At 65.0% G+C, this 19,516-nt stretch carries 19 protein-coding genes and 1 pseudogene; 13 read left to right on the forward strand and 7 right to left on the reverse strand.

Annotated elements, in window-relative coordinates; translation table 11 throughout:
• From DAD99_RS10110 to DAD99_RS10140, 7 genes and pseudogenes are all read right to left on the reverse strand, one after another.
• Positions 1 to 1,544: chorismate-binding protein (locus DAD99_RS10110; protein ID WP_193341431.1), on the reverse strand; the 1,544-nt coding region annotated here is incomplete at its 3' end.
• A 123-nt stretch (positions 1,545 to 1,667) separates the two neighbouring features.
• A pseudogene (locus tag DAD99_RS10115) lies at positions 1,668 to 1,769 on the reverse strand (bile acid:sodium symporter family protein); the annotation flags it as partial.
• Between the two features lie 25 nt (positions 1,770 to 1,794).
• A complete protein-coding gene (locus tag DAD99_RS10120) occupies positions 1,795 to 2,418 on the reverse strand; it encodes a LysE family transporter (RefSeq protein ID WP_193341432.1) in 624 nt (207 codons plus the stop codon).
• A gap of 63 nt (positions 2,419 to 2,481) precedes the next feature.
• Positions 2,482 to 2,871, reverse strand: a complete 390-nt coding sequence (locus tag DAD99_RS10125) for a type II toxin-antitoxin system VapC family toxin (RefSeq protein ID WP_193341433.1) — start codon at positions 2,869 to 2,871, stop codon at positions 2,482 to 2,484.
• Complete coding sequence (locus tag DAD99_RS10130; protein ID WP_309233242.1) at positions 2,871 to 3,182, reverse strand: type II toxin-antitoxin system prevent-host-death family antitoxin; 312 nt, start codon at positions 3,180 to 3,182, stop codon at positions 2,871 to 2,873. The genes DAD99_RS10125 and DAD99_RS10130 overlap by 1 nt, the downstream gene beginning before the upstream one ends.
• A 59-nt stretch (positions 3,183 to 3,241) precedes the next feature.
• On the reverse strand, positions 3,242 to 4,060 hold the full coding sequence (locus DAD99_RS10135; protein ID WP_193341434.1) for a methyltransferase domain-containing protein: 819 nt from the start codon (positions 4,058 to 4,060) through the stop codon (positions 3,242 to 3,244).
• A 44-nt stretch (positions 4,061 to 4,104) separates the two neighbouring features.
• Positions 4,105 to 4,614 carry a MarR family winged helix-turn-helix transcriptional regulator gene (locus DAD99_RS10140; RefSeq protein ID WP_193341435.1) on the reverse strand — a complete coding sequence of 170 codons (510 nt, stop codon included), beginning with the start codon at positions 4,612 to 4,614 and terminating at the stop codon, positions 4,105 to 4,107.
• A 191-nt stretch (positions 4,615 to 4,805) separates the two neighbouring features.
• On the opposite strand from DAD99_RS10140, the gene DAD99_RS10145 reads away from it, so the two are divergent.
• The 13 genes from DAD99_RS10145 to DAD99_RS10205 all read left to right on the forward strand — a co-directional run bounded on the left by DAD99_RS10145 (position 4,806) and on the right by DAD99_RS10205 (position 19,516).
• Positions 4,806 to 7,043 (forward strand): efflux RND transporter permease subunit, encoded by a 2,238-nt coding sequence (locus tag DAD99_RS10145; protein WP_193341436.1) that lies wholly within the window; start codon positions 4,806 to 4,808, stop codon positions 7,041 to 7,043.
• 170 nt (positions 7,044 to 7,213) lie between these two features.
• Positions 7,214 to 7,441 carry a hypothetical protein gene (locus DAD99_RS10150; RefSeq protein WP_193341437.1) on the forward strand — a complete coding sequence of 76 codons (228 nt, stop codon included), beginning with the start codon at positions 7,214 to 7,216 and terminating at the stop codon, positions 7,439 to 7,441.
• A gap of 224 nt (positions 7,442 to 7,665) precedes the next feature.
• Positions 7,666 to 9,537, forward strand: a complete 1,872-nt coding sequence (gene dnaK / locus DAD99_RS10155; protein ID WP_185261827.1) for a molecular chaperone DnaK — start codon at positions 7,666 to 7,668, stop codon at positions 9,535 to 9,537.
• Positions 9,538 to 9,539: 2 nt separating this feature from the next.
• Positions 9,540 to 10,226 carry a nucleotide exchange factor GrpE gene (locus DAD99_RS10160; protein WP_193341438.1) on the forward strand — a complete coding sequence of 229 codons (687 nt, stop codon included), beginning with the start codon at positions 9,540 to 9,542 and terminating at the stop codon, positions 10,224 to 10,226.
• A 122-nt stretch (positions 10,227 to 10,348) separates the two neighbouring features.
• Positions 10,349 to 11,323: a DnaJ C-terminal domain-containing protein gene (locus DAD99_RS10165; protein ID WP_193341439.1), complete on the forward strand. Its 975-nt coding sequence runs from the start codon at positions 10,349 to 10,351 to the stop codon at positions 11,321 to 11,323.
• A gap of 15 nt (positions 11,324 to 11,338) precedes the next feature.
• Positions 11,339 to 11,764: a heat shock protein transcriptional repressor HspR gene (locus DAD99_RS10170; protein ID WP_185261824.1), complete on the forward strand. Its 426-nt coding sequence runs from the start codon at positions 11,339 to 11,341 to the stop codon at positions 11,762 to 11,764.
• 306 nt (positions 11,765 to 12,070) lie between these two features.
• Positions 12,071 to 13,336 (forward strand): urea ABC transporter substrate-binding protein, encoded by a 1,266-nt coding sequence (urtA, locus tag DAD99_RS10175; protein WP_193341440.1) that lies wholly within the window; start codon positions 12,071 to 12,073, stop codon positions 13,334 to 13,336.
• A gap of 34 nt (positions 13,337 to 13,370) precedes the next feature.
• Positions 13,371 to 14,255, forward strand: a complete 885-nt coding sequence (gene urtB / locus DAD99_RS10180) for an urea ABC transporter permease subunit UrtB (RefSeq protein WP_185261822.1) — start codon at positions 13,371 to 13,373, stop codon at positions 14,253 to 14,255.
• Entirely contained in the window at positions 14,252 to 15,427 is a 1,176-nt protein-coding gene (gene urtC / locus DAD99_RS10185; protein ID WP_193341441.1) for an urea ABC transporter permease subunit UrtC, read from the forward strand. Before urtB ends, urtC begins: the two co-directional genes overlap by 4 nt.
• Positions 15,424 to 16,227: an urea ABC transporter ATP-binding protein UrtD gene (gene urtD / locus DAD99_RS10190; RefSeq protein WP_193341442.1), complete on the forward strand. Its 804-nt coding sequence runs from the start codon at positions 15,424 to 15,426 to the stop codon at positions 16,225 to 16,227. Before urtC ends, urtD begins: the two co-directional genes overlap by 4 nt.
• Positions 16,227 to 16,919, forward strand: coding sequence for an urea ABC transporter ATP-binding subunit UrtE (gene urtE, locus DAD99_RS10195; protein ID WP_193341443.1), 693 nt, complete (start codon positions 16,227 to 16,229; stop codon positions 16,917 to 16,919). The genes urtD and urtE overlap by 1 nt, the downstream gene beginning before the upstream one ends.
• A 153-nt stretch (positions 16,920 to 17,072) precedes the next feature.
• Entirely contained in the window at positions 17,073 to 17,444 is a 372-nt protein-coding gene (locus DAD99_RS10200) for a hypothetical protein (RefSeq protein ID WP_193341515.1), read from the forward strand.
• Positions 17,445 to 17,602: 158 nt separating this feature from the next.
• A complete protein-coding gene (locus tag DAD99_RS10205; RefSeq protein ID WP_193341444.1) occupies positions 17,603 to 19,516 on the forward strand; it encodes an FAD-binding monooxygenase in 1,914 nt (637 codons plus the stop codon).

Raw genomic sequence — 19,516 nt, forward strand, 5'->3', positions numbered from 1 at the left:
AGGTCCTCCCGCAGTTGCCTGTCACGCTCCGGATCAGCACCCCGGCGGCGGGTGCCCTTGATCGGTTCGGCGCGCATACCGCCCTCGGACGTTATCCTCAGGAACCGCTCAGGCGACGTACTGGCCACCGTCAGCCCGCCGAACCGCAGGTAGCTGGCGAACGGCGCCGGGTTCTTCCGCCGCAGCGCGAGGTACGTGGGCCAGGGGGCCGCCGCGGCGGCAGGCAGCCGGGCCGTGAGCGTGGTGGTCAGGCACACCTCGTAGGAGTTGCCCTCATGGATTTGGTGCTGGGCAGCCTCGATTTTGGCCAGGTAGGAGCGCTCCGTGTCGCGGCTGCTGAATGCGGGCCCAACGGGACGCACGACGACGTTGCTGCCGCCGGCGTGCGTGCTTTGAGCGCCTGAGCCCGGGGTGCTTGGGGAGCCGGCGACGGCGGCGCGGGCGTCGGCCAGCCAGCCGTCGGCGTCGGGCGCTTCCAGCGCCAGGAGCCAGGCCGTTCCTTCAACGTGGTCCAGAACGACGGCGCGCCCCGCGAAGATCAGGGCCGCGTCGGGAGTCGGCGCCGCTACGTCCGTCCCTCCGGTTTCGCGCTTGAGCTCATAGCCCAGGCAGCCCAGCCAGCCCAGGGTGAAGTCGCCCGGGTAGCCCTTCGGAGTGCGGACCGCCCGGCGTCCCCAGACGGTGTCCAGCCAGCGGAAGAACGGTCCCGGCACCCGCGCCGTGGCGGAGCCTGCCGTGATGACGCTTTCGCCGGACCGGTGCGTGACCGCCTGGCCGTACGTTCCGCCGTCGTCCGCGAGGATGCTGAAGCGGTTGCGTTCGGTGTGCGTGTTGGCGCCCGCATTGGAGGAGTCCAGCCAGACGGCGTTCGCTGAGCCGCCGTAAAGGTTCTTGAAGAGGGCGGCGGCGTCAGGCCTGGCGACCAGCCGTTCTGCACGCAGCCTGAGGCCGCGGCGGGCGGCAAGCTCGGGAACAAGCGCCGGTCCGAGAGCGGGCAGGTACACGAGGGCCTGCATGACGTCGGCGGTGGCGGAACCATCGGCATTGTTGAGGACGCGGATATCGGCTTGGCGGCGGACGTCGTCGGCGGCGAGCCACGCGTTTTCCTGTTCGGCCCATTGGTCCCAGAACGGCTCATACGTACCGCCGTCGCGGTCCAAGGCCCGCTTCCGGCGGATGTCGTCCGGCGCGTCGGCCCAGATGACAGCGCTGAGCATGGGCCTGGCGTCGGCGGCGGCCGCCCCCACTCCCTCAATGATCACGATCTCGGCGGGCAGCGTGACCCGGGTGTCGCCGTCGTAATGCCTGTCCCAGTCCCAGCTGGTCCAGGTGGCGGGCTCGGCGCGGCTCAAGGGTGTGAGCACGGTGGAAACGTAGCGCTCGATGCCCGCGGTGAGGCCATTCCAGCCCGGGTAGATGTCCTCAAGGTGGAACAGCGCGACTTTGTGATGGTTCCTTAGCTGCGCGGCGAGTTCGATGGCCAGAGTGGTTTTGCCTGCGCCGGATCGCCCGTCAATGGCGATGATCACAGGTGCGGGGGTCATGAAATAGAGCGTACCTGCTGCTGCTGCATCAGCCGCTGTCGCGGCGCCGCCTGGCCGGGGATCGTGCGGACGTGCGTGTTTGCTGCCTCAAGGCAGCCCTTGCTGGTCGTCCCGCAGCGGGCGCCGCGCCAGCAGCCCGGCTATGACTGGCAGGAGCACCGTCTTGACGATGTCCAGAATCATGCTCCCGGCGTCGATATCCAGGAACGATCCTGCCAGGAACAGAGGTGATCAGCCCCGGTGGCCAGGCCTAGTGGATCAGCGCGAGGAGAATGCCCACCGCCACAAAGAGCACCCCGAAGATCCGGCTGAGGATCTTCTGGCCGCGGGCGTTGTGCGTGAAGCGCTGGAAGGATTTGGCGGCAAAAGCGAAGAAGAACCACATGACCAGGATGTCGATCACCACCACGGTGGCCGTGAGCACAAGATACTGGGGCAGGAGGGGCTGTTCCGGGCGAATGAACTGTGGCATGAACGCGAGGAAGAAAACGATGGCCTTAGGATTGAGCAGGTTGACCCAGAGGCCGCGCCGGAACATTGACCAGGCGGGCTCGTTCCGGAGGGCGTCGGCCTGTTCCTGGTCCAGTTCCGGTTTGCTCAGGAACTGGCGGATACCCAGGTACACCAGGTAAGCGGCGCCGGCGTAGCGGATCACGTTGAAGGCCACCGGGGAGCTGGCCACCAGCACGCCGACGCCCAACGCCACGATCACCACGTGGACAACCAGCGCTGCCTGCTGGCCAAGGATCCCCCAGATGGAGCGGCGGAACCCGGACGTCAGCGAGTTGCTCATGGTGTTGATGGCACCGGCGCCCGGCGTGAAACTGATCAGGAGACCGGCGCCCGCGAGGGCGAGCCAAAGGGAGAATTGCACCTGCCAAGTTTAGTGCCGTCAGCACCGCAAGAATGGCACCCTCACCACAAGTGAGTGCCGCCCTCACCACAGTGTGGTCACGGGCTCAAAGGCGTGAAGCTGCTGATCTGCCGTCACCAGCGTCAGTCCTTCCACCATGGCTTGCGCAGCCAGGATCCGGTCAAAGGGGTCCTTGTGTTCCCATTCCAGCTGACCGGCGGCCAACGCATGCGGAGCGGAGATGGCCAGCTCTGAGGCGTACAGGTGGGCCACCTGCCGTCCGAAGCTTGCCACTATCGCCGCCCCCGACGGCAGCTTGCCTTGATGGTGTTTGTATGACAGTTCGTAGGCGGTCATGGGCGAGACATAGACCGAGTTCTCTAGCTTAGTGATGGCGTTCCTGGCTTTGCTGGACAGTTTCCTGGGTTCGGCGAGGGCCCACAGGAAGACATGGGTGTCCAGGAGCAGGCGCATCAGTGATCGCCACCCGTCACTACACCCATTTCCTCGTCGGTCCATGGCTCGTAGAACCCGTCAGGGATCTGCAGGGGCGCCAGAAAGCCCAGTTCGCGTTTGAGCGGGCGCTCGATTTTCACCAGCCGGGCCACCGGGCGGCCTGCCTTGGCAATGACCACATCCTCGCCGTTTTCAACAAGATTTAACAGCTCAGAGAGGCGCGTTTTTGCCTCCTGGACGTTGTATTGTCCCATGTTGACCAAGTCTAGTTGGTCAACCTCGGCGGTGTAAGGCTCTGCCCAGTATTCGTTCTCTCCGCAATAGCTCATGTGCCGACGCTATTGCGGCCAGAGCTGGGTGGATAGGCGTTGTTATGCCTATGTGGAAATCACGCCCGGGCGATTACCTCACCGTTCGGGATCAGGAACCAGCCGTCGTCGGTGGAGCCCCAGCGGTGCCAGCCAGCCGAAATCCTGGCCAGGTCCGCTGGATTGGCGAAGCCGTATTCAAGGGCCTGCTCCGCGAACGCCGAATGCAGCACCCGTTCACCCCAGACCCTGGCCTGCCATCTCCGCTGTTGCCCGGTGGCATACAGCCAGTTGCTGCTGGTGGGCGCCACATCTCCGAAGCCCGCGGACTGGACCCAGGAAACGAGCCGGCGGCCGGCATCGGGCTCGGCCCCGTTGCGGCGGGCGATCCGCTGGTACAGGTCCATCCATTCGTCAAGCTCAGGGATGGCGGGGTACCAGCTCATGCCGTGGAAGTCGGCGTCGCGCACTGCCACAATGCCGCCCGGTTTCGCCACCCGGCGCATCTCGCGCAACGCCTCCACGGGATCGGTGAGGTGCTGGAGCACCTGGTGGGCGTGCACGACGTCGAACGTTTCGTCCTCGAAGTCGAGGTCATAGATGTTGCCGGCCAGGAATTCCGCATTGGCCACGCCGCGCTCTGCGGCCAGTGCCGTGGCCTGGGCGATGATGTCCGGTGACCGGTCCAGGCCGGTGACTTTTCCTGGCGACACCAGCCCCGCGAAATCGCAGGTGATGCTCCCAGGGCCGCAGCCGACGTCGAGCACTGAAACCCCGGGCGTGAGGTGGGGAATGACAAAGGCCGCGGAGTTTTCCGCGGTCCTGGAGGCGTGGGCGCGGACCACCGAATCGTGGTGGCCGTGCGTGTACACATCGTCGTCAGGCTGCTGCGCGCTCATAGTGAAACGCTACCCCTCCCCAATGGAAAACGGACGGAACCTTCCTACCTGGCGGGGGCGGTGGGGCCGCCGCCGGCCGCCTCCTCACGGGCCGCGACGGTGGCCTCCACCATGGCGGTCATGAATCGCGTGACGAGCTCCAGTTCGGCGGGCGAGAAGTCCGCCATGGCGCTACCCATGTGGCGCGACAGCGGCATGAACATGGCACTGCCGTCCTGGAACGCCTTCGGTGTCATGCGGAGCTGGACCTGCCGCCGGTCCGGGCCGAGACGCTCCCTGACCACGTGCCCGGAACTGTCCAGCCGGTCGATGAGGGCGGTGGTGGCGGGGGAGCTGAGGTTGAGTTCTTTGCGCAGGATGCCCGGCGTGACCACCAGGCCCTTGGCGGTGTGACGCATGATCGCCGCCAGCGCATTGAGGTCCGTGCGGTGCATGTCGTTGCGGCCGCCGGCGGTGTCCACGTAGCGGTTGGCCTCCAGGGTGAAGTCCTGGAGCAGGCGGACAAGGGCAAAGGGCGCGGAGTTCGGTGGGCGCTGGAACGGTTCGTCCGTCATATATCCGGCCCTCCTCCACTCGCTTGCCTGGTGCCCGTGAACTTGCCTGGTGCCCTGACGGATATTACTGCAGCGATGCCAGCTGATTGGTGTAGAACAAATAATCCCGGGTATTTATCTCTATCGTAGAGATACTCTATTATGGACACAAGCGTACCCGGCCACCCTAGGCCCTAGGTGAAGTAGGAATCATGACATCCAGTCCCCAACACAGCGCGAGCGTTCCGTTCTGGCTGCGCTGGCTCCTTCCTGTTTTGTTGGTGCTCACGTGGCTGGCCATCGCCGGGGTGGGCGGACCCACCTTCGGGCGCCTCGACGAGGTCTCCTCCAATGACCAGGCTTCCTTCCTGCCGGCCAGCGCCGAAGCCACCGCCGCGCAGGACTGGCAGGCGAAGTTCCGTGATTCAGACGAAGTGCCGGCCGTTATCGTCATCGAGAACCGCGACGCCATAAGCCCCGCGGAGCTTGGCGAACTGGCATCCCTGAAAACGGGACTGGAGGGCCTCGAATCAGGCAGCGCTGTGATCGGACCCATCCCTTCGGAAGACGGGAAAGCAGTCCAGTTCATCGTTCAGATCGGGTCCACCGGTGAGCTGAAGGAATCCGTCCAGGAGTTGCGGGACTTTTTGGCGGATTCCGCCCCTGAAGGCATGCAAACCTTCGTCACCGGCCCCGCGGGCCTGACCGCAGACCTGGTCAGCGCCTTCGCCGGCATCGACGGCATCCTGCTCCTGGTGGCACTCGGTGCGGTGTTCCTGATCCTGCTCATCGTCTACCGCTCGCTTCTCCTGCCCCTCGCCGTGTTGCTCACCTCGGTCTTTGCGTTGTGCGCCGCCATTCTGCTCGTGTTCGGTATGGCCAAGCTCGGCTGGATCCAGTTGAGCGGCCAGAGCCAGGGCATCCTGTCCATCCTGGTGATCGGCGCGGCCACGGACTATGCGCTGCTGTACGTGGCGAGGTTCCGCGAGGCCCTGACCCACACGCGCAACCGGACCGCAGCCGTGCTGACGGCGTGGAAGGCGTCGTTCGAGCCGATCCTGGCATCCGGCGCCACCGTCATCATTGCCCTGCTCTGCCTGCTGTTCTCGGACCTGAATTCCAACAAGGCGCTGGGCCCTGTTGCGGCCGCCGGCATCCTCTGCTCGCTGTTCGCCGCGCTGACCCTACTGCCCGCTCTGATGGCGCTCCTGGGCCGGGCCGCGTTCTGGCCGTTCCGCCCCAAGCTGGTTCCGGCGGGCGAGCGTGAGCCCGACCTGGTCAGCGGCCTGGAGGGGCAGAAGGGCATCTGGCGGGCCACCGGGTCGCTGGTTTCCCGCCGCCCGCGCACGGTCTGGGTGGCGTCGGTCCTCCTCCTTTTGGTGGCTTCGGCCGGCGTGCTGCAGCTGAAGGCCAACGGCGTGCCGCAGACCGACGTCATCCTCACCGCGTCCAATGCGGTGGACGGCCAGGACGCGCTGGCGCGGCATTTCGACGCCGGCAGCGGCAGCCCCGCCGTCGTCATTGCGGACGAAAGCAAAGCCGATGAAGTGCTGGCAAAGGTCAAAGCGGCCGACGGCGTGGGGGACGCCTACCTCCTGGCTGAAGGCGGGGTGCCGATCATTTCCACCGAACCAGCAGCACCCGGCGCGCCCAGCAGTCCCAGCGCTCCCGACGTCCACGACGGCAGGGTGCTGATCAACGCCACGCTCAACTATGCCGCGGATTCCATTGAGGCGGAGGACTCGGTCAAGGCGCTGCGCCAGGACCTAAAAACGGTCGACGCCGGCGCTTTGGTTGGCGGTGTGACCGCCACGGCCCTGGACACAAACGTCACCGCCCAGCGCGACCTGGTGATCATTATCCCCATCGTGCTGGTGGTCATTCTGTTCATCCTGATGCTGCTGCTTCGCTCCGTGGTGGCGCCGGTGCTGTTGGTGCTCTCCGTGGTGTTGTCGTACGGGGCAGCCATGGGCGTCTCGGCTGTGGTCTTCAACAGCCTGCTGGGATTCCCCGGCGCTGACGCCACTGTGCCGTTGTTCGGGTTTGTGTTCCTGGTGGCCCTGGGCGTTGACTACAACATCTTCCTGATGAGCCGGGTGCGGGAGGAATCGCTGAAGCACGGGACCCGGCCGGGCATCCTGCGCGGCCTTGGCGTGACCGGCGGCGTGATCACCTCTGCCGGTGTGGTGCTCGCCGCCACGTTCGCCGCGCTGGGGGTCATCCCCATCATGTTCCTGGTACAGCTTGCCTTCATTGTGGCGTTCGGCGTGCTGCTGGACACTGTGCTGGTGCGCTCGCTCCTGGTCCCCGCGCTGGCTTACGACATCGGCCCGCGCATCTGGTGGCCCGGCAAGCTGGGCAGGCCTGAGCTGGACGCGTCAGAGCTCCGCGACGACGAAGCCCTTCAATCCGAGACCGAGGTCCCCGGCCGCCGTCCGGGCCCGCGATGAACTCTTTGAGCACCACCTCGCCGTCCTCGCGGGGATGGCCGGCCTCGGCGCATGACGGAAACCCGGAGGGCGCCCCGGAGCCTGCGCCACCCCCTGTTTAGCAGGCCTTCGGCTGGGTAGACTCCAAATGCGCCCGGATGGACGCGGAAACTCAAAGGAGAGATCACGTCATGAGTGAGAACACCGCACCTGAAGAAGACAGCCGCAAGGGCAGTACGGAACCCGGTTTGGAGGGTGAGGCCGGCCAGTATGAGGAAGGCGACTACGGCGAAGCCGGCGTTGTGGGCGGCGCGGAGAACCAGCCCGAGGAAGGCGATTACCCCGAAGGTGACTATGGCGAGGCCGGCTCCGTTGAAAGCGCCCGCGAAGTGGAAGTGGACGAGGACAAGAACCCATAGCGGGCCGTTCACGCACAGCGAACTACCGCCAGGGAATCGGAATTTCGGCATAAAAACCCCGGAAATCCGGGGATAGCCCGAGAATGCCGTGACCTAACAGTCCAAGGTTGAGCGGACTCCGCTCAACCTTGGATTGACATCGCTTGCGCCCTGAGTAAAGTTGAGTGCAGAACGCTCAACACTCGGGCGCCAGCAAGTTTCCAAGGAAAAGAAGGAAGCAACACATGTCACGTGCAGTAGGTATCGACCTCGGAACCACTAACTCCGTCGTCTCCGTTCTCGAAGGTGGCGAGCCCACCGTAATTGCCAACGCCGAGGGTGGCCGCACCACGCCGTCCGTCGTTGCATTCTCCAAGTCCGGCGAAGTCCTGGTTGGCGAGATCGCCAAGCGCCAGGCCGTCAACAACATTGATCGCACCATCGCTTCCGTCAAGCGCCACATGGGCACTGACTGGTCCGTTGGCATCGATGACAAGAAGTACACCGCGCAGGAAATCTCCGCCCGTGTGCTCATGAAGCTTAAGAACGACGCCGAGTCCTACCTCGGTGAGAAGGTCACCGACGCCGTGATCACCGTTCCGGCCTACTTCAACGACGCCGAGCGCCAGGCCACCAAGGAAGCCGGCGAAATCGCGGGCCTCAACGTCCTGCGCATTGTCAACGAGCCAACCGCGGCTGCGCTGGCTTATGGCCTGGACAAGGGCAAGGAAGACGAGCTCATCCTGGTCTTCGACCTCGGCGGCGGCACGTTCGATGTCTCCCTGCTCGAAGTGGGCAAGGATGAAGACAACTTCTCCACCATCCAGGTCCGCTCCACTGCAGGCGACAACCGCCTCGGCGGCGACGACTGGGACCAGCGCGTTGTGGATTACCTCCTGAACCAGCTCAAGGTCAAGGGCATGGACCTGTCCAAGGACAAGATCGCCCTGCAGCGCCTCCGTGAAGCCGCTGAGCAGGCCAAGAAGGAACTCTCTTCTTCCAGCAGCACCAACGTCTCGCTTCAGTACCTCTCCGTCACCCCCGACGGCCCGGTGCACCTCGACGAGCAGCTGACCCGCGCCAAGTTCCAGGAGCTCACCAAGGACCTGCTGGAGCGCACCAAGAAGCCGTTCCACGACGTCATCAAGGAAGCCGGCATCAAGCTTTCCGAGATCGACCACATCGTCCTCGTTGGCGGATCCACCCGTATGCCCGCTGTCTACGACCTGGTCAAAGAACTGGCCGGCGGCAAGGAGCCTAACAAGGGCGTCAACCCGGATGAAGTTGTGGCCGTTGGCGCAGCACTCCAGGCCGGCGTTCTGAAGGGCGAGCGCAAGGACGTCCTGCTGATCGACGTCACCCCGCTGTCCCTCGGCATCGAAACCAAGGGCGGCGTCATGACGCACCTGATCGAGCGCAACACCGCCATCCCCACCAAGCGGTCCGAGACCTTCACCACGGCTGATGACAACCAGCCGTCCGTGGCCATCCAGGTCTTCCAGGGCGAGCGCGAGTTCACCCGGGACAACAAGCCGCTGGGCACGTTCGAGCTGACCGGCATCGCGCCGGCTCCGCGCGGTGTCCCGCAGGTCGAGGTCACGTTCGACATCGATGCCAACGGCATTGTCCACGTCTCCGCGAAGGACAAGGGCACCGGCAAGGAACAGTCCATGACCATCACCGGCGGCACCGCGCTCTCCAAGGAAGACATTGAGCGCATGGTCAAGGACGCCGAGGAGCACGCAGCCGAGGACAAGGCCCGCCGCGAGGCGACCGACACCCGCAACACCGCCGAGCAGCTCGCGTACTCCGTGGACAAGTTGATCGCCGACAACACCGACAAGCTGCCTGAAGAAGTCAAGACCGAGGTCCAGGCCGACGTCGACGAACTCAAGAAGGCCCTTGAAGGCACCGACGACGCAGCCGTGAAGACCGCGTTCGAGAAGCTCCAGGCTTCCCAGACCAAGCTCGGCGAAGCCATCTACGCCCAGGCCGGTTCGCCGGACGGTGCCACCGGTGCCGCAGGTGCCGAGGGTGCTCCCGCCGGTGGGGATAAGGCTGCTGACGAGGACATCGTCGACGCCGAGATCATCGACGAAGACGAAGCGAAGAAGTAGCCATGCCGCACCACGGTAACGAGGAAGAGCACAACTCTTCGCCAGACCAGGGCAGCGGCCACCAGGAACCGGTCATCCGGGACAACCGCAAGGTTGATCCGGTGACCGGGCAGGCCCGGCACCCGGAGGGCGAGAAGCCCGCTGACGCGCCGGCAGGCGAGTCCCCGGTGGGCGAGCCTGTGGACAGCGACGGCGATGCACTCGCCCAGGCCGAGGAAATCCTCAACGGCATCGAGGTGCCGGCCGAGGAATCGGTGGCACAGGGTGCAGGACAGGCTGAAGCCGCCGAGATGAAGAACGATCTTCTCCGGCTCCAGGCTGAATACGTCAACTACCGCAAGCGCGTTGAGCGCGACCGGGCCGTGGCAGGGGAGATGGCCGTCATCGGCGTCCTGAACTCCCTGCTTCCGGTACTTGACGACGTCGATGCCGCCCGCCAGCACGGTGACCTGACCGACGGCCCGTTCGCCGCGATCGCCACCAAATTGGAGAACGCGCTGAAGACGTACGGCCTGGTCCGCATTGATGAGACCGGAGTGGAGTTCGATCCCACGATCCACGAGGCCCTCATCCAGCAGCCTGGCGAAGACATCGAGGTTGACACCGTCAGCCAGGTGCTCCGCTCCGGCTACAAGTCAGGGGACCGCGTGCTCCGCGCAGCACAGGTGATTGTGGCCGTCCCGGCCTAGTCTGGGTGGCTTGCGCTACGCCGGATATGGGGCGGTGCCCTCCACACCGCCGCCCCCTATCCGGCCTCCGCGCCGGCGGTCATCTCGCCTTAACGCTTTTGTACTTTTGAAAGGAAACGCCATTGGCTAGCCAGGATTGGGTGGACAAGGACTTTTACGCGATCCTTGGTATCGCCAAGGACGCTTCCGACGCCGACATCAAGAAGGCCTACCGGAAACTTGCCCGCCAGCACCACCCGGATACAAACTCCGGGGACGCTGCGTCGGAGAAGAAATTCAAGGACATCTCCGAGGCCTACTCGGTGCTGTCTGATCCGGATGAGCGCCAGCAGTATGACGCCATCAGGGCCATGGGCGGCGGCGCCAGGTTCGCTCCCGGCGGGGCCGGCGGCGGCAACGGCGGCTTCGAGGACATGTTCGGCGGGTTGTTCACCGGCGGCCAAGGGCGTCAGCCCAGCGGGTTCAACCGGTCCGGCGGCATTCCGCCCGAGTTCGCCGACCTCTTCGGCGGCGGCGGCTTCGGTGGCCAGCCCGGCTTCCAGCGTCCGCCTTCGAAGGGTGCCGACCGCACAGCGACCACCAGCATTTCCTTCTCCGGGTCCATCCGCGGCACCACCATCGGCCTGCGCGAACCCAGCGGTGACGTCATTGACGTCCGCGTTCCCGCCGGCATCAAGGACGGCCAGAAGGTGCGCGTCCGTGGCAAGGGCCAGCCAGGGCCTGCCGGCAACGGCGACCTGATGGTGGCCGTGTCCGTCAAGCCCCACGAGTTTTACACGCGCGACGGCGACAACCTCCGCATCCATGTCCCGGTCACCTTCCCGGAAGCTGCTTTGGGCGCCGACATCCAGGTCCCCACGATCGACGGCGAGACCGTGAAGGTCCGCGTTCCGGCCGGCACGCCCTCGGGGCGAACGCTCCGGGTCAAAGGCCACGGCGTGAAGACCTCTAAGGTAACCGGCGATCTCCTGGTAACCATCGACGTCGCGGTTCCGAAGAACCTGAACAAGGAAGCCGAAGCAGCCGTGAAGGCCTTTGCCGAAGCCACCGCCGACGCCGATGTCCGTGAGGGCCTGGCCGCCAAGGCCCGGCTCTAAGCAACGGAGCAGACCGTGGACATCAGCGCTGACCAGCCGATCTTCGTGATCTCCGTCGCGGCTGAACTGGCGGATATGCACCCGCAGACGCTCCGGCAGTACGACCGGCTGGGCATTGTCTCGCCCAGCCGGGCGCCGGGGAAATCGCGTCGCTACTCGCAGCGGGACGTCAACATGCTGCGTGAAGTCCAGCGGCTGTCCCACGAAGGCGTCTCCCTTGAAGGCATCAAACGGATCCTTGAGCTCGAGAACCAAGTGGCGGCGCTGCAGCGCAGGGTGGGCGAGCTGACCGAGGAGCTGGTCCGCCGTCGGGATCCCCTCGATTCGCGGATCTTCGCGGCCGGTGCCGCCGGCGACGTGGTGAGCCTGGCCCGCGGCCAGCGCCCCCGCGCCCGATCCCAGGCCGTGGTGGTCTGGCGGCCGAGGGCGCTCGGCGAATAGCCGCAGGTCAGGGCCGGTCATTCGTGTCCGGGCCGGATTGTGTCCGGCTGCCCGGCCAAAGTTACGCCGCGGCAGGTTTCCCGCAGGTTAATTCTCCCAAGGCCCGCCGTCCCGCGGTTTTTTCCCGCACGATTGTGGTGCACCTCAACTTCAGGCCGGGATAGCGAGAGCCCCGAAACGGTTCTGAAACCAACCAAGCAGGCGCCGAAACAATTCGCTTCTACGTTCATCGCAAGGGGTCACTTCTGACGGACCTCGGAGGCGAGCCGCTGCCCAGCGCAGCGGCGGAGTGAGAAGCAGGTACCCATGAGGTTTTTGATCACCAAACGCGCTTTCCTTCCTCTGGCGGCGGCCGCCATGGCCACAGTCCTAGCGGGTTGCGGCAGCCAGATAGCCGATCCGGCGTCCGCCGGCTCCTCCGCGAGCAGCGGCGCGTCCTGTGTTGACACTTCGGGCAGCAGCGTCAAAGTGGGGTTCATCAACTCGCTCTCAGGCACCATGGCGATCAGCGAGAGCACCGTCTTCGACTCTCTGACCCTGGCCGCCGAGGAAATCAATGGTTCCGGCGGTGTCCTGGGCAAAAAGCTTGAGGTCATCAGTGAGGACGGCGCCAGCGAACCGACCAAGTTCGCGGAGCGTGCCGGGAAACTGATCCAGCAGGACTGCACCGCCGCGGTGTTCGGCGGCTGGACCTCATCAAGCCGCAAGGCGATGCTCCCCGTGTTTGAGGCCAACGACGCGCTGCTGTTCTACCCGGTGCAGTACGAAGGCCTGGAATCGTCCAAGAACATCTTCTACACCGGGGCCACCACCAACCAGCAGATCATTCCAGCCCTGGACTACCTGGCCGAGCAGGGAACCAAGTCCCTCTTCCTGGTGGGCAGTGACTATGTCTTCCCGCGTACAGCCAACAAGATCATCCAGGCCTACGCGGCGGCCAAGGGCATCGAAGTCCTCGGGGAAGAGTACGCCCCGCTGGGATCCACGGAATTCTCCACCATCGTCAACAAGGTCCGGGACTCCAAAGCCGATGCGGTCTTCAATACCCTCAACGGCGACAGCAACGTTGCCTTCTTCCGTCAGTACAAGAGCGTTGGCCTGACGGCGGACAGCATGCCTGTGGTCTCCGTTTCCATCGCCGAGGAGGAAGTCCCCGGCGTCGGACTGGACAACGTCCAAGGCCAGCTGACTGCCTGGGATTACTACCAAACGCTGGACACGCCGGCCAACACGAAGTTCGTGGCAGCGTTCAAGGCGAAGTTCGGCGCCGAGCGGGTCACGAGCGACCCCATGGAAGCTGCGTACACGTCGCTGTTCCTGTGGAAAGCCATGGTGGAGAAGGCAGCCTCATTTGACGTGGACAAGGTGCAGGCCGCCGCGGACGGGGTGACCTTCGAAGCGCCCGAAGGCCTGGTCACGGTCAACGGGGAGAACAACCACATCACCAAGACCCCCCGAATCGGCAAGATCAATTCAGCGGGCCTGATCGACACAGTGTGGTCATCGCCCGCCGCCGTTGAGCCGGACCCGTACCTGGCCACCTACGACTGGGCCACGGGCCTGGCCAAGTAGCAGCCGCGCAGACATCGACGAAAGGCCTGCTGGAATGGAACTCCTGATAGGGCAGATGTTCGCCGGACTCAGCCTCGGCTCCGTGCTGCTTCTGGCAGCACTGGGACTGTCGTTGACCTTCGGCCAGATGGGGGTCATCAACATGGCCCACGGTGAATTCATGATGGCCGGTGCCTACACGGCCTTTGTGGTCCAGCAGGCCATCTCCGACGCCGGCGTATCTCTGCTGGTGTCCATTCCCGCGGGCTTTTTGGTGGGAGGTGTCCTGGGGCTGGTGCTCGAGGAGGTGCTGTTGCGCCGGATGTACCACCGGCCTCTGGACACCCTCCTGGTCACTTTCGGAGTGGCCCTCATCCTGCAGCAGGCCGCACGCGACATTTTCGGCGCACCCAGCGTCGATGTCCGGACGCCGGCCTGGCTACAGGGGAATATCGAGCTCCTCGGCGCTCCGATCCCGCTGACCCGGCTCTTCATCCTGGGGCTCTCCCTGCTGTGCCTCGCCGGACTGGTCCTCCTCCTGAAGGCCACGCCGCTCGGGCGCCGTATCCGGGCTGTTGTACTGAACCGGGACCTCGCGGAAACGAGTGGGGTGTCAACCCGGCGCAGCGACCAGCTGACCTTCTTCATTGGTTCGGGCCTGGCCGGCATCGCCGGCGTCGCGGTCACCCTCATTGGTTCAACAAGCCCGTACCTCGGCACCAACTACATAGTGGATGCCTTCCTGGTGGTGGTGGCCGGCGGCATCGGCCAGATCAAGGGGGCAGTCATCGCGGCCTTTGCCTTGGGAGTGCTGCAGTCCGCCTTCGAATACTCGACGACGGCCAGCATCGGCAAGGTCCTGATCCTGATCGTGATTGTGGTGTTCCTCCAGCTTCGGCCGCAGGGCATCTTCAGCCTCAAAACAAGGAGCCTGGCATGAAAAGACTGTTGCGCGGGCGGCTGGGACCCACGGCCGGATTCACCCTTGGCGCAGTCCTGCTCCTGGGCGTTGCACCCGCGGTACTTCCGGCGTTCAACCTGGGCCTGTTGGGGAAGTTCCTCTGCTTTGCGATCGTGGCAGTCGGCATCGGCCTGGCCTGGGGTCGCGGCGGCATGCTCACCCTGGGACAGGGCGTGTTTTTCGGGCTTGGCGCCTACATCATGGCCATGCACATGAAACTGGCCGACGCGTCGCTCTTCGGCGGCTCCGGGGTGCCGGACTTTATGTCCCTGTACGGCAGTGGCGAGGTGCCCGGCTGGTGGGAACCGTTCCGGAGCCCGGCGGTGACACTCCTGGCCGTGGTCCTGGTTCCCGGACTGGTGGCACTCGTCCTGGGTTTGGCGATCTTCAAGCGGCGCGTCAAAGGTGCCTATTTCGCAATTCTCAGCCAGGCCCTGGCGGCCGCCTTCGCCGTGTTCCTGATTGGCCAGCAGGCAACAACCGGCGGGTCCAACGGACTCAACGGGTTCCGCTCCTTCTTCGGTTTCGACCTGAAGGACCCGAACAACAAGCTCATGTTGTACATGATCGCTGCGGTGGTCCTGCTGGTGTCGGTCGCCATTGCCCGGCAGCTGATGCACAGCCGGTTCGGCGAGCTGCTGGTGGCGGTTCGGGACCAGGAGGAGCGCGTCCGTTTCCTGGGCTATGATCCGGCGACCGTCAAAACCGTCATCTACGTGGTTGCCGCCGTCCTGGCGGGCGTTGCAGGGGCGCTGTTCGTCCCGCTCGTTGGGATCATCTCACCTGCAGACGTGGGCGTGATCCCGTCCATCGCCTTCCTTATCGGCGTCGCAATCGGCGGCCGCGCCACCCTCTTGGGGCCCGTCCTCGGCGCTGTCAGCGCCGCCGCCGCCCAGTCCAGCCTGTCCTCCACTTTCCCGTCGTTCTGGGTGTACTTCCAGGGACTGCTGTTTGTCCTGGTCATAGGGTTTATGCCGGGCGGCCTTGCCTCTTTGCCGTCACTGCTGGGCAGATGGCGCAGAACTCTGCCCGCAGCGTCAACGCCCGTAGCGCCATGGACCGCAGCGTCAACGCCTGCAGCGCCCAGTACCAACGCGCCCGGCCCCAATGTCGAAGTCAAAGCCAGCAAGCCTGAGGAGGTCAGCAGATGACAACACACACACTGCTCCCTGACGGGGAACCACAAGCCGGGGGATGGCGCCGCGGCCGGCCAAAATACCTTGAAGTCCGTAATCTCTCGGTTTCCTTTGACGGATTCCTCGCCGTGGACAACGTCAACCTTGATGTGATCCAGGGCGACCTGCGGTTCCTGATCGGCCCCAATGGTGCCGGGAAAACGACGGTAATCGATGCCGTCACAGGCCTGGTGCCGGCTACGGGGTCCGTGAACCATACCGGCACGGAGATCCTCGGCCGCAAAGTGCACCAGATTGCCCGGCTGGGTGTGGGGCGCACCTTCCAGACCGCAAGCGTGTTTGAGAACCTCTCCGTGCTCCAGAACCTCGACATCGCCGCAGGCTCCGGCCGGAGCCCGCTCCAGATGCTGCGCCGGCGGAAATCCGTGGAGCCGGCCGTGGAGGAGGCGTTGGAGATCATCGGCCTGCAGGGCGCGGCGCACAAAATGGCGGGCATCCTCGCCCACGGGCAAAAACAGTGGCTGGAGATCGGTATGCTCCTGGTTCAGAATTCAGACGTACTCCTGCTGGACGAGCCAATCGCCGGGATGAGCCAGGATGAGCGCGGGGAAACCGGCGAACTGCTGCGCCGCATCGCGGCCAACCGGATCACGCTGGTGATTGAGCACGACATGGACTTCGTCCGGGAGTTCGCCACGTCGGTTTCTGTCCTTGCTGCGGGCAAGGTTCTCAGCGAGGGCAGCGTAGCGCAGGTGCAGGCGGACAAAAAGGTGCAGGACGTTTACCTGGGGACCTCGGGAACGGAAGGCCACTGATGCTCGAAATCGAAAATCTGCAGACCGGCTACGGCCGTACCCAGGTGCTGTCCGGGGTGAGCGTCAGCGTCCAGGAGGGAGCCGTCGTCTCAGTCCTGGGGCACAACGGCGCCGGCAAAACGACACTGCTCCGCGCCGTCGTCGGGCTCCTCAAACCCATGGCCGGACGAATCTCCCTGGACGGGGAGGATATCTCGGGCCTCCGCCCACACCAGCGCGTAGCGCGTGGAATGGCCTATGTACCGCAGGGCCAGCAGTCATTCGGGCAGCTGTCCGTTATGGAGAACCTGCAGCTCATCGCGGACGGCCGCAGGAACGGGGCTGAACGCGTGGCCGATGCCCTCGACATGTTTCCCGCGCTCCGGCCGCTGCTGGCACGTCGGGCCGGGCTCCTCTCGGGTGGCCAGCGGCAGCAATTGGCCATTGCCCGGGCGCTGATTACTGACCCGCGCCTCCTGATCCTCGACGAACCCACCGAAGGTATCCAGCCAAACATTGTGGCCGAGATCGAAGCGACCATCGTCAAGCTGTCCCAGCGCAACGGCATGAGCATCCTCCTGGTGGAGCAGCACATCGGTTTTGCCCTCCATGCTGCGGACAGGTACTACGTCCTGTCGGCCGGAAGAGTCTCCTCTGCAGGAGCCGGAGGCGCCGCATCGGCCGCCAACGTGCGGCAGGCGATGCTCATCTGAGGCAATAACAACGCTCGCCTGATGCCCGAAAAGCGAGTACTCACTACTCGTGACCCGACAACCCCCACTTGCTTGACTGGAACTTCAGCTTCGGTCTCACAAGCGCAGGTTCGAGCCTCTGGGGGTTTTCGCGTGTTTGGTTCTTCAGTCGTTATGTTCGCAGGGTCCAGTGTTGGGCTGATACTGCTTGCCATCGGTCAGACCGTCGTGGTGGTGTGCGTGTGCTTTGACATGGTGCGGGCGCTGTCCGTGCCGAGGTCGCACCGGCGCTATGTGGCCAGCACGGTCTTCCGGACGCTGGCCGTTCCGTCCATCATCTCCGCCGGCATGAGCGTGCTGATCGACGCGCTGGCCTGGTCCTGGATGGATGTTGGCATGTCGATGTTCGTGATGGTGGCGATCATCTTCCGCCTGCACCACGACAAGGACGAGGACAACTGGTGGAAGGGCAAGGGCAAGAAACTCGCCCGCTGGGCCCGCCGCCAGTTCAGCCCCGGAATGTCTGCAGCGCCGGCGATGTGTTAGTGGCACCGGTGGTCCCCGGCTCGCGGTCGCAGGGGCAGGTTGTGGCTTGGATCACGGCCGCGTAGAATTCCACTTCAGGGCAGTATTCATATATAGAATATCGAGTTCTATTATCGAACTCGAGATCTGCCAACCGCACAACGAAGTGAGGAAAGCCCGTGCAGTTCCACCACCACGGTTACGTATCCGGTGACCCGCGGGTCCAGTCAGCATCCGGCGTCGGTCTGGACCGCCCTGCCGAACTTCCCGACGAAGTGGACGTGCTCATCGTGGGTACGGGCCCCGCAGGCATGCTCACTGCGGCCCAGCTTTCCCGGTTCCCCGGCGTCACCACGCGCATCGTGGAGCGCCGCCCCGGGCGGCTTGTCATCGGCCAGGCGGACGGTATCCAGGCCCGCAGCGTAGAGACCTTCCAGGCGTTTGGTTTCGCGGAGCGCGTCATCGCCGAGGCGTACCGCATCACCGAAATGGCGTTCTGGAAACCGGACCCCGCCGACCATTCCCGGATCGCCCGCGCCGCCCGCACGCCGGACGACCCCACGGGCATCAGCGAGTTCCCGCACCTGATCGTCAACCAGGCCCGTGTGCTGGACTACTTCGCCGAATACATGGCCAACGCGCCAGCGCGGATGTCGCCCGACTACGGCTATGAATTCCGCAGCCTCGAAATTGGCGACGGCGACTACCCTGTCACAGTGAGGCTCGTCCACAGTTCAGGCCCTGAGGAGGGCCAGGTGCGGGTGGTCCGCGCCAGGTACGTCGTCGGCGCGGACGGCGCCCGCAGCAAGGTGCGCGAATCGATCGGCTGCACCATGGCCGGTGACCAGGCCCATCACGCGTGGGGAGTCATGGACGTCCTCGCCGTCACCGACTTCCCCGACATCCGCACAAAATGCGCCATCCAGTCCGGTGCGGGCGGCAGCATCCTGCTGATCCCACGCGAAGGCGGCCACCTCTTCCGCATGTACGTTGACCTCGGCGAGGTCGTGCCGGAGGACCACGGGGCGGTGCGCAGCACCACCATCGAGCAGATTATCGGCCACGCGAACACCATCCTGCACCCGTACACCCTGGACGTCCGCAACGTCGCCTGGCACAGCGTGTATGAGGTCGCCCACCGCCTCACGGACAGGTTCGACGACGTCCTGCCGGACCAGCGCGGGACGCGCACACCCCGCGTGTTCATCACCGGCGATGCGTGCCACACGCACAGCGCCAAGGCCGGCCAGGGCATGAATGTCTCCCTGCAGGATGGGTTCAACCTCGGCTGGAAGCTCGGACATGTGCTCGAGGGCCGCAGCCCGGCAAGCCTGCTGGCCACCTACTCGGCGGAGCGCCAGGTGGTGGCCAAGAACCTGATCGACTTCGACAAAGAGTGGTCCACCATGATGGCGAAGAAGCCCGAGGAGTTTGCGAACCCCTCCGAGCTTGAGGACTTCTACGTCAGCACGGCCGAGTTCCCCGCGGGCTTCATGACCCAGTACACGCCGTCGATGGTCACCGCAGAATCGGTGCACCAGCACCTGGCCGCCGGCTTCCCCATCGGAAAACGGTTCAAGTCCGCGCCAGTGGTGCGGGTATGCGATGGCAACCCGATGCATCTCGGCCACCACGCCACGGCGGACGGCCGGTGGCGCATCTACGTCTTCGCCGACCCGGCAGCACCCGCTGCGGCGACGTCATCCGTCATCGACTTTGCCGGGTGGATCGCGAACTCGCCCGAATCGCCGCTGGCCGCGACGCCGTCGGGCGCTGACCGGGACGCGTGGTTCGACGTGAAGGTCATCTACCAGCAGGACCACACAAGCCTTGATATCGGTGCTGTCCCGGCGGTGTTCAAGCCGTCAGTCGGGCCGTTCCAGCTGACGGACTATGAGAAGGTCTACGCCACCGATCCCGCAGCTGACATCTTCGAGCTCCGCGGCCTGGACCGCGGCGGCGTGGTTGTGGTGGTGCGGCCTGACCAGTACGTGGCCAACGTCCTGCCGTTGGGCGCGACGGCGGAATTCGCCGCGTTTTTCGCCCCGCTCCTCCCGCGCCGTGAGAACGGGAAGCTGCCCAACGGGGCATGA

The sequence above is a fragment of the Pseudarthrobacter sp. AB1 genome (assembly GCF_014926485.1).
Classification (GTDB): Bacteria; Actinomycetota; Actinomycetes; order Actinomycetales; family Micrococcaceae; genus Arthrobacter.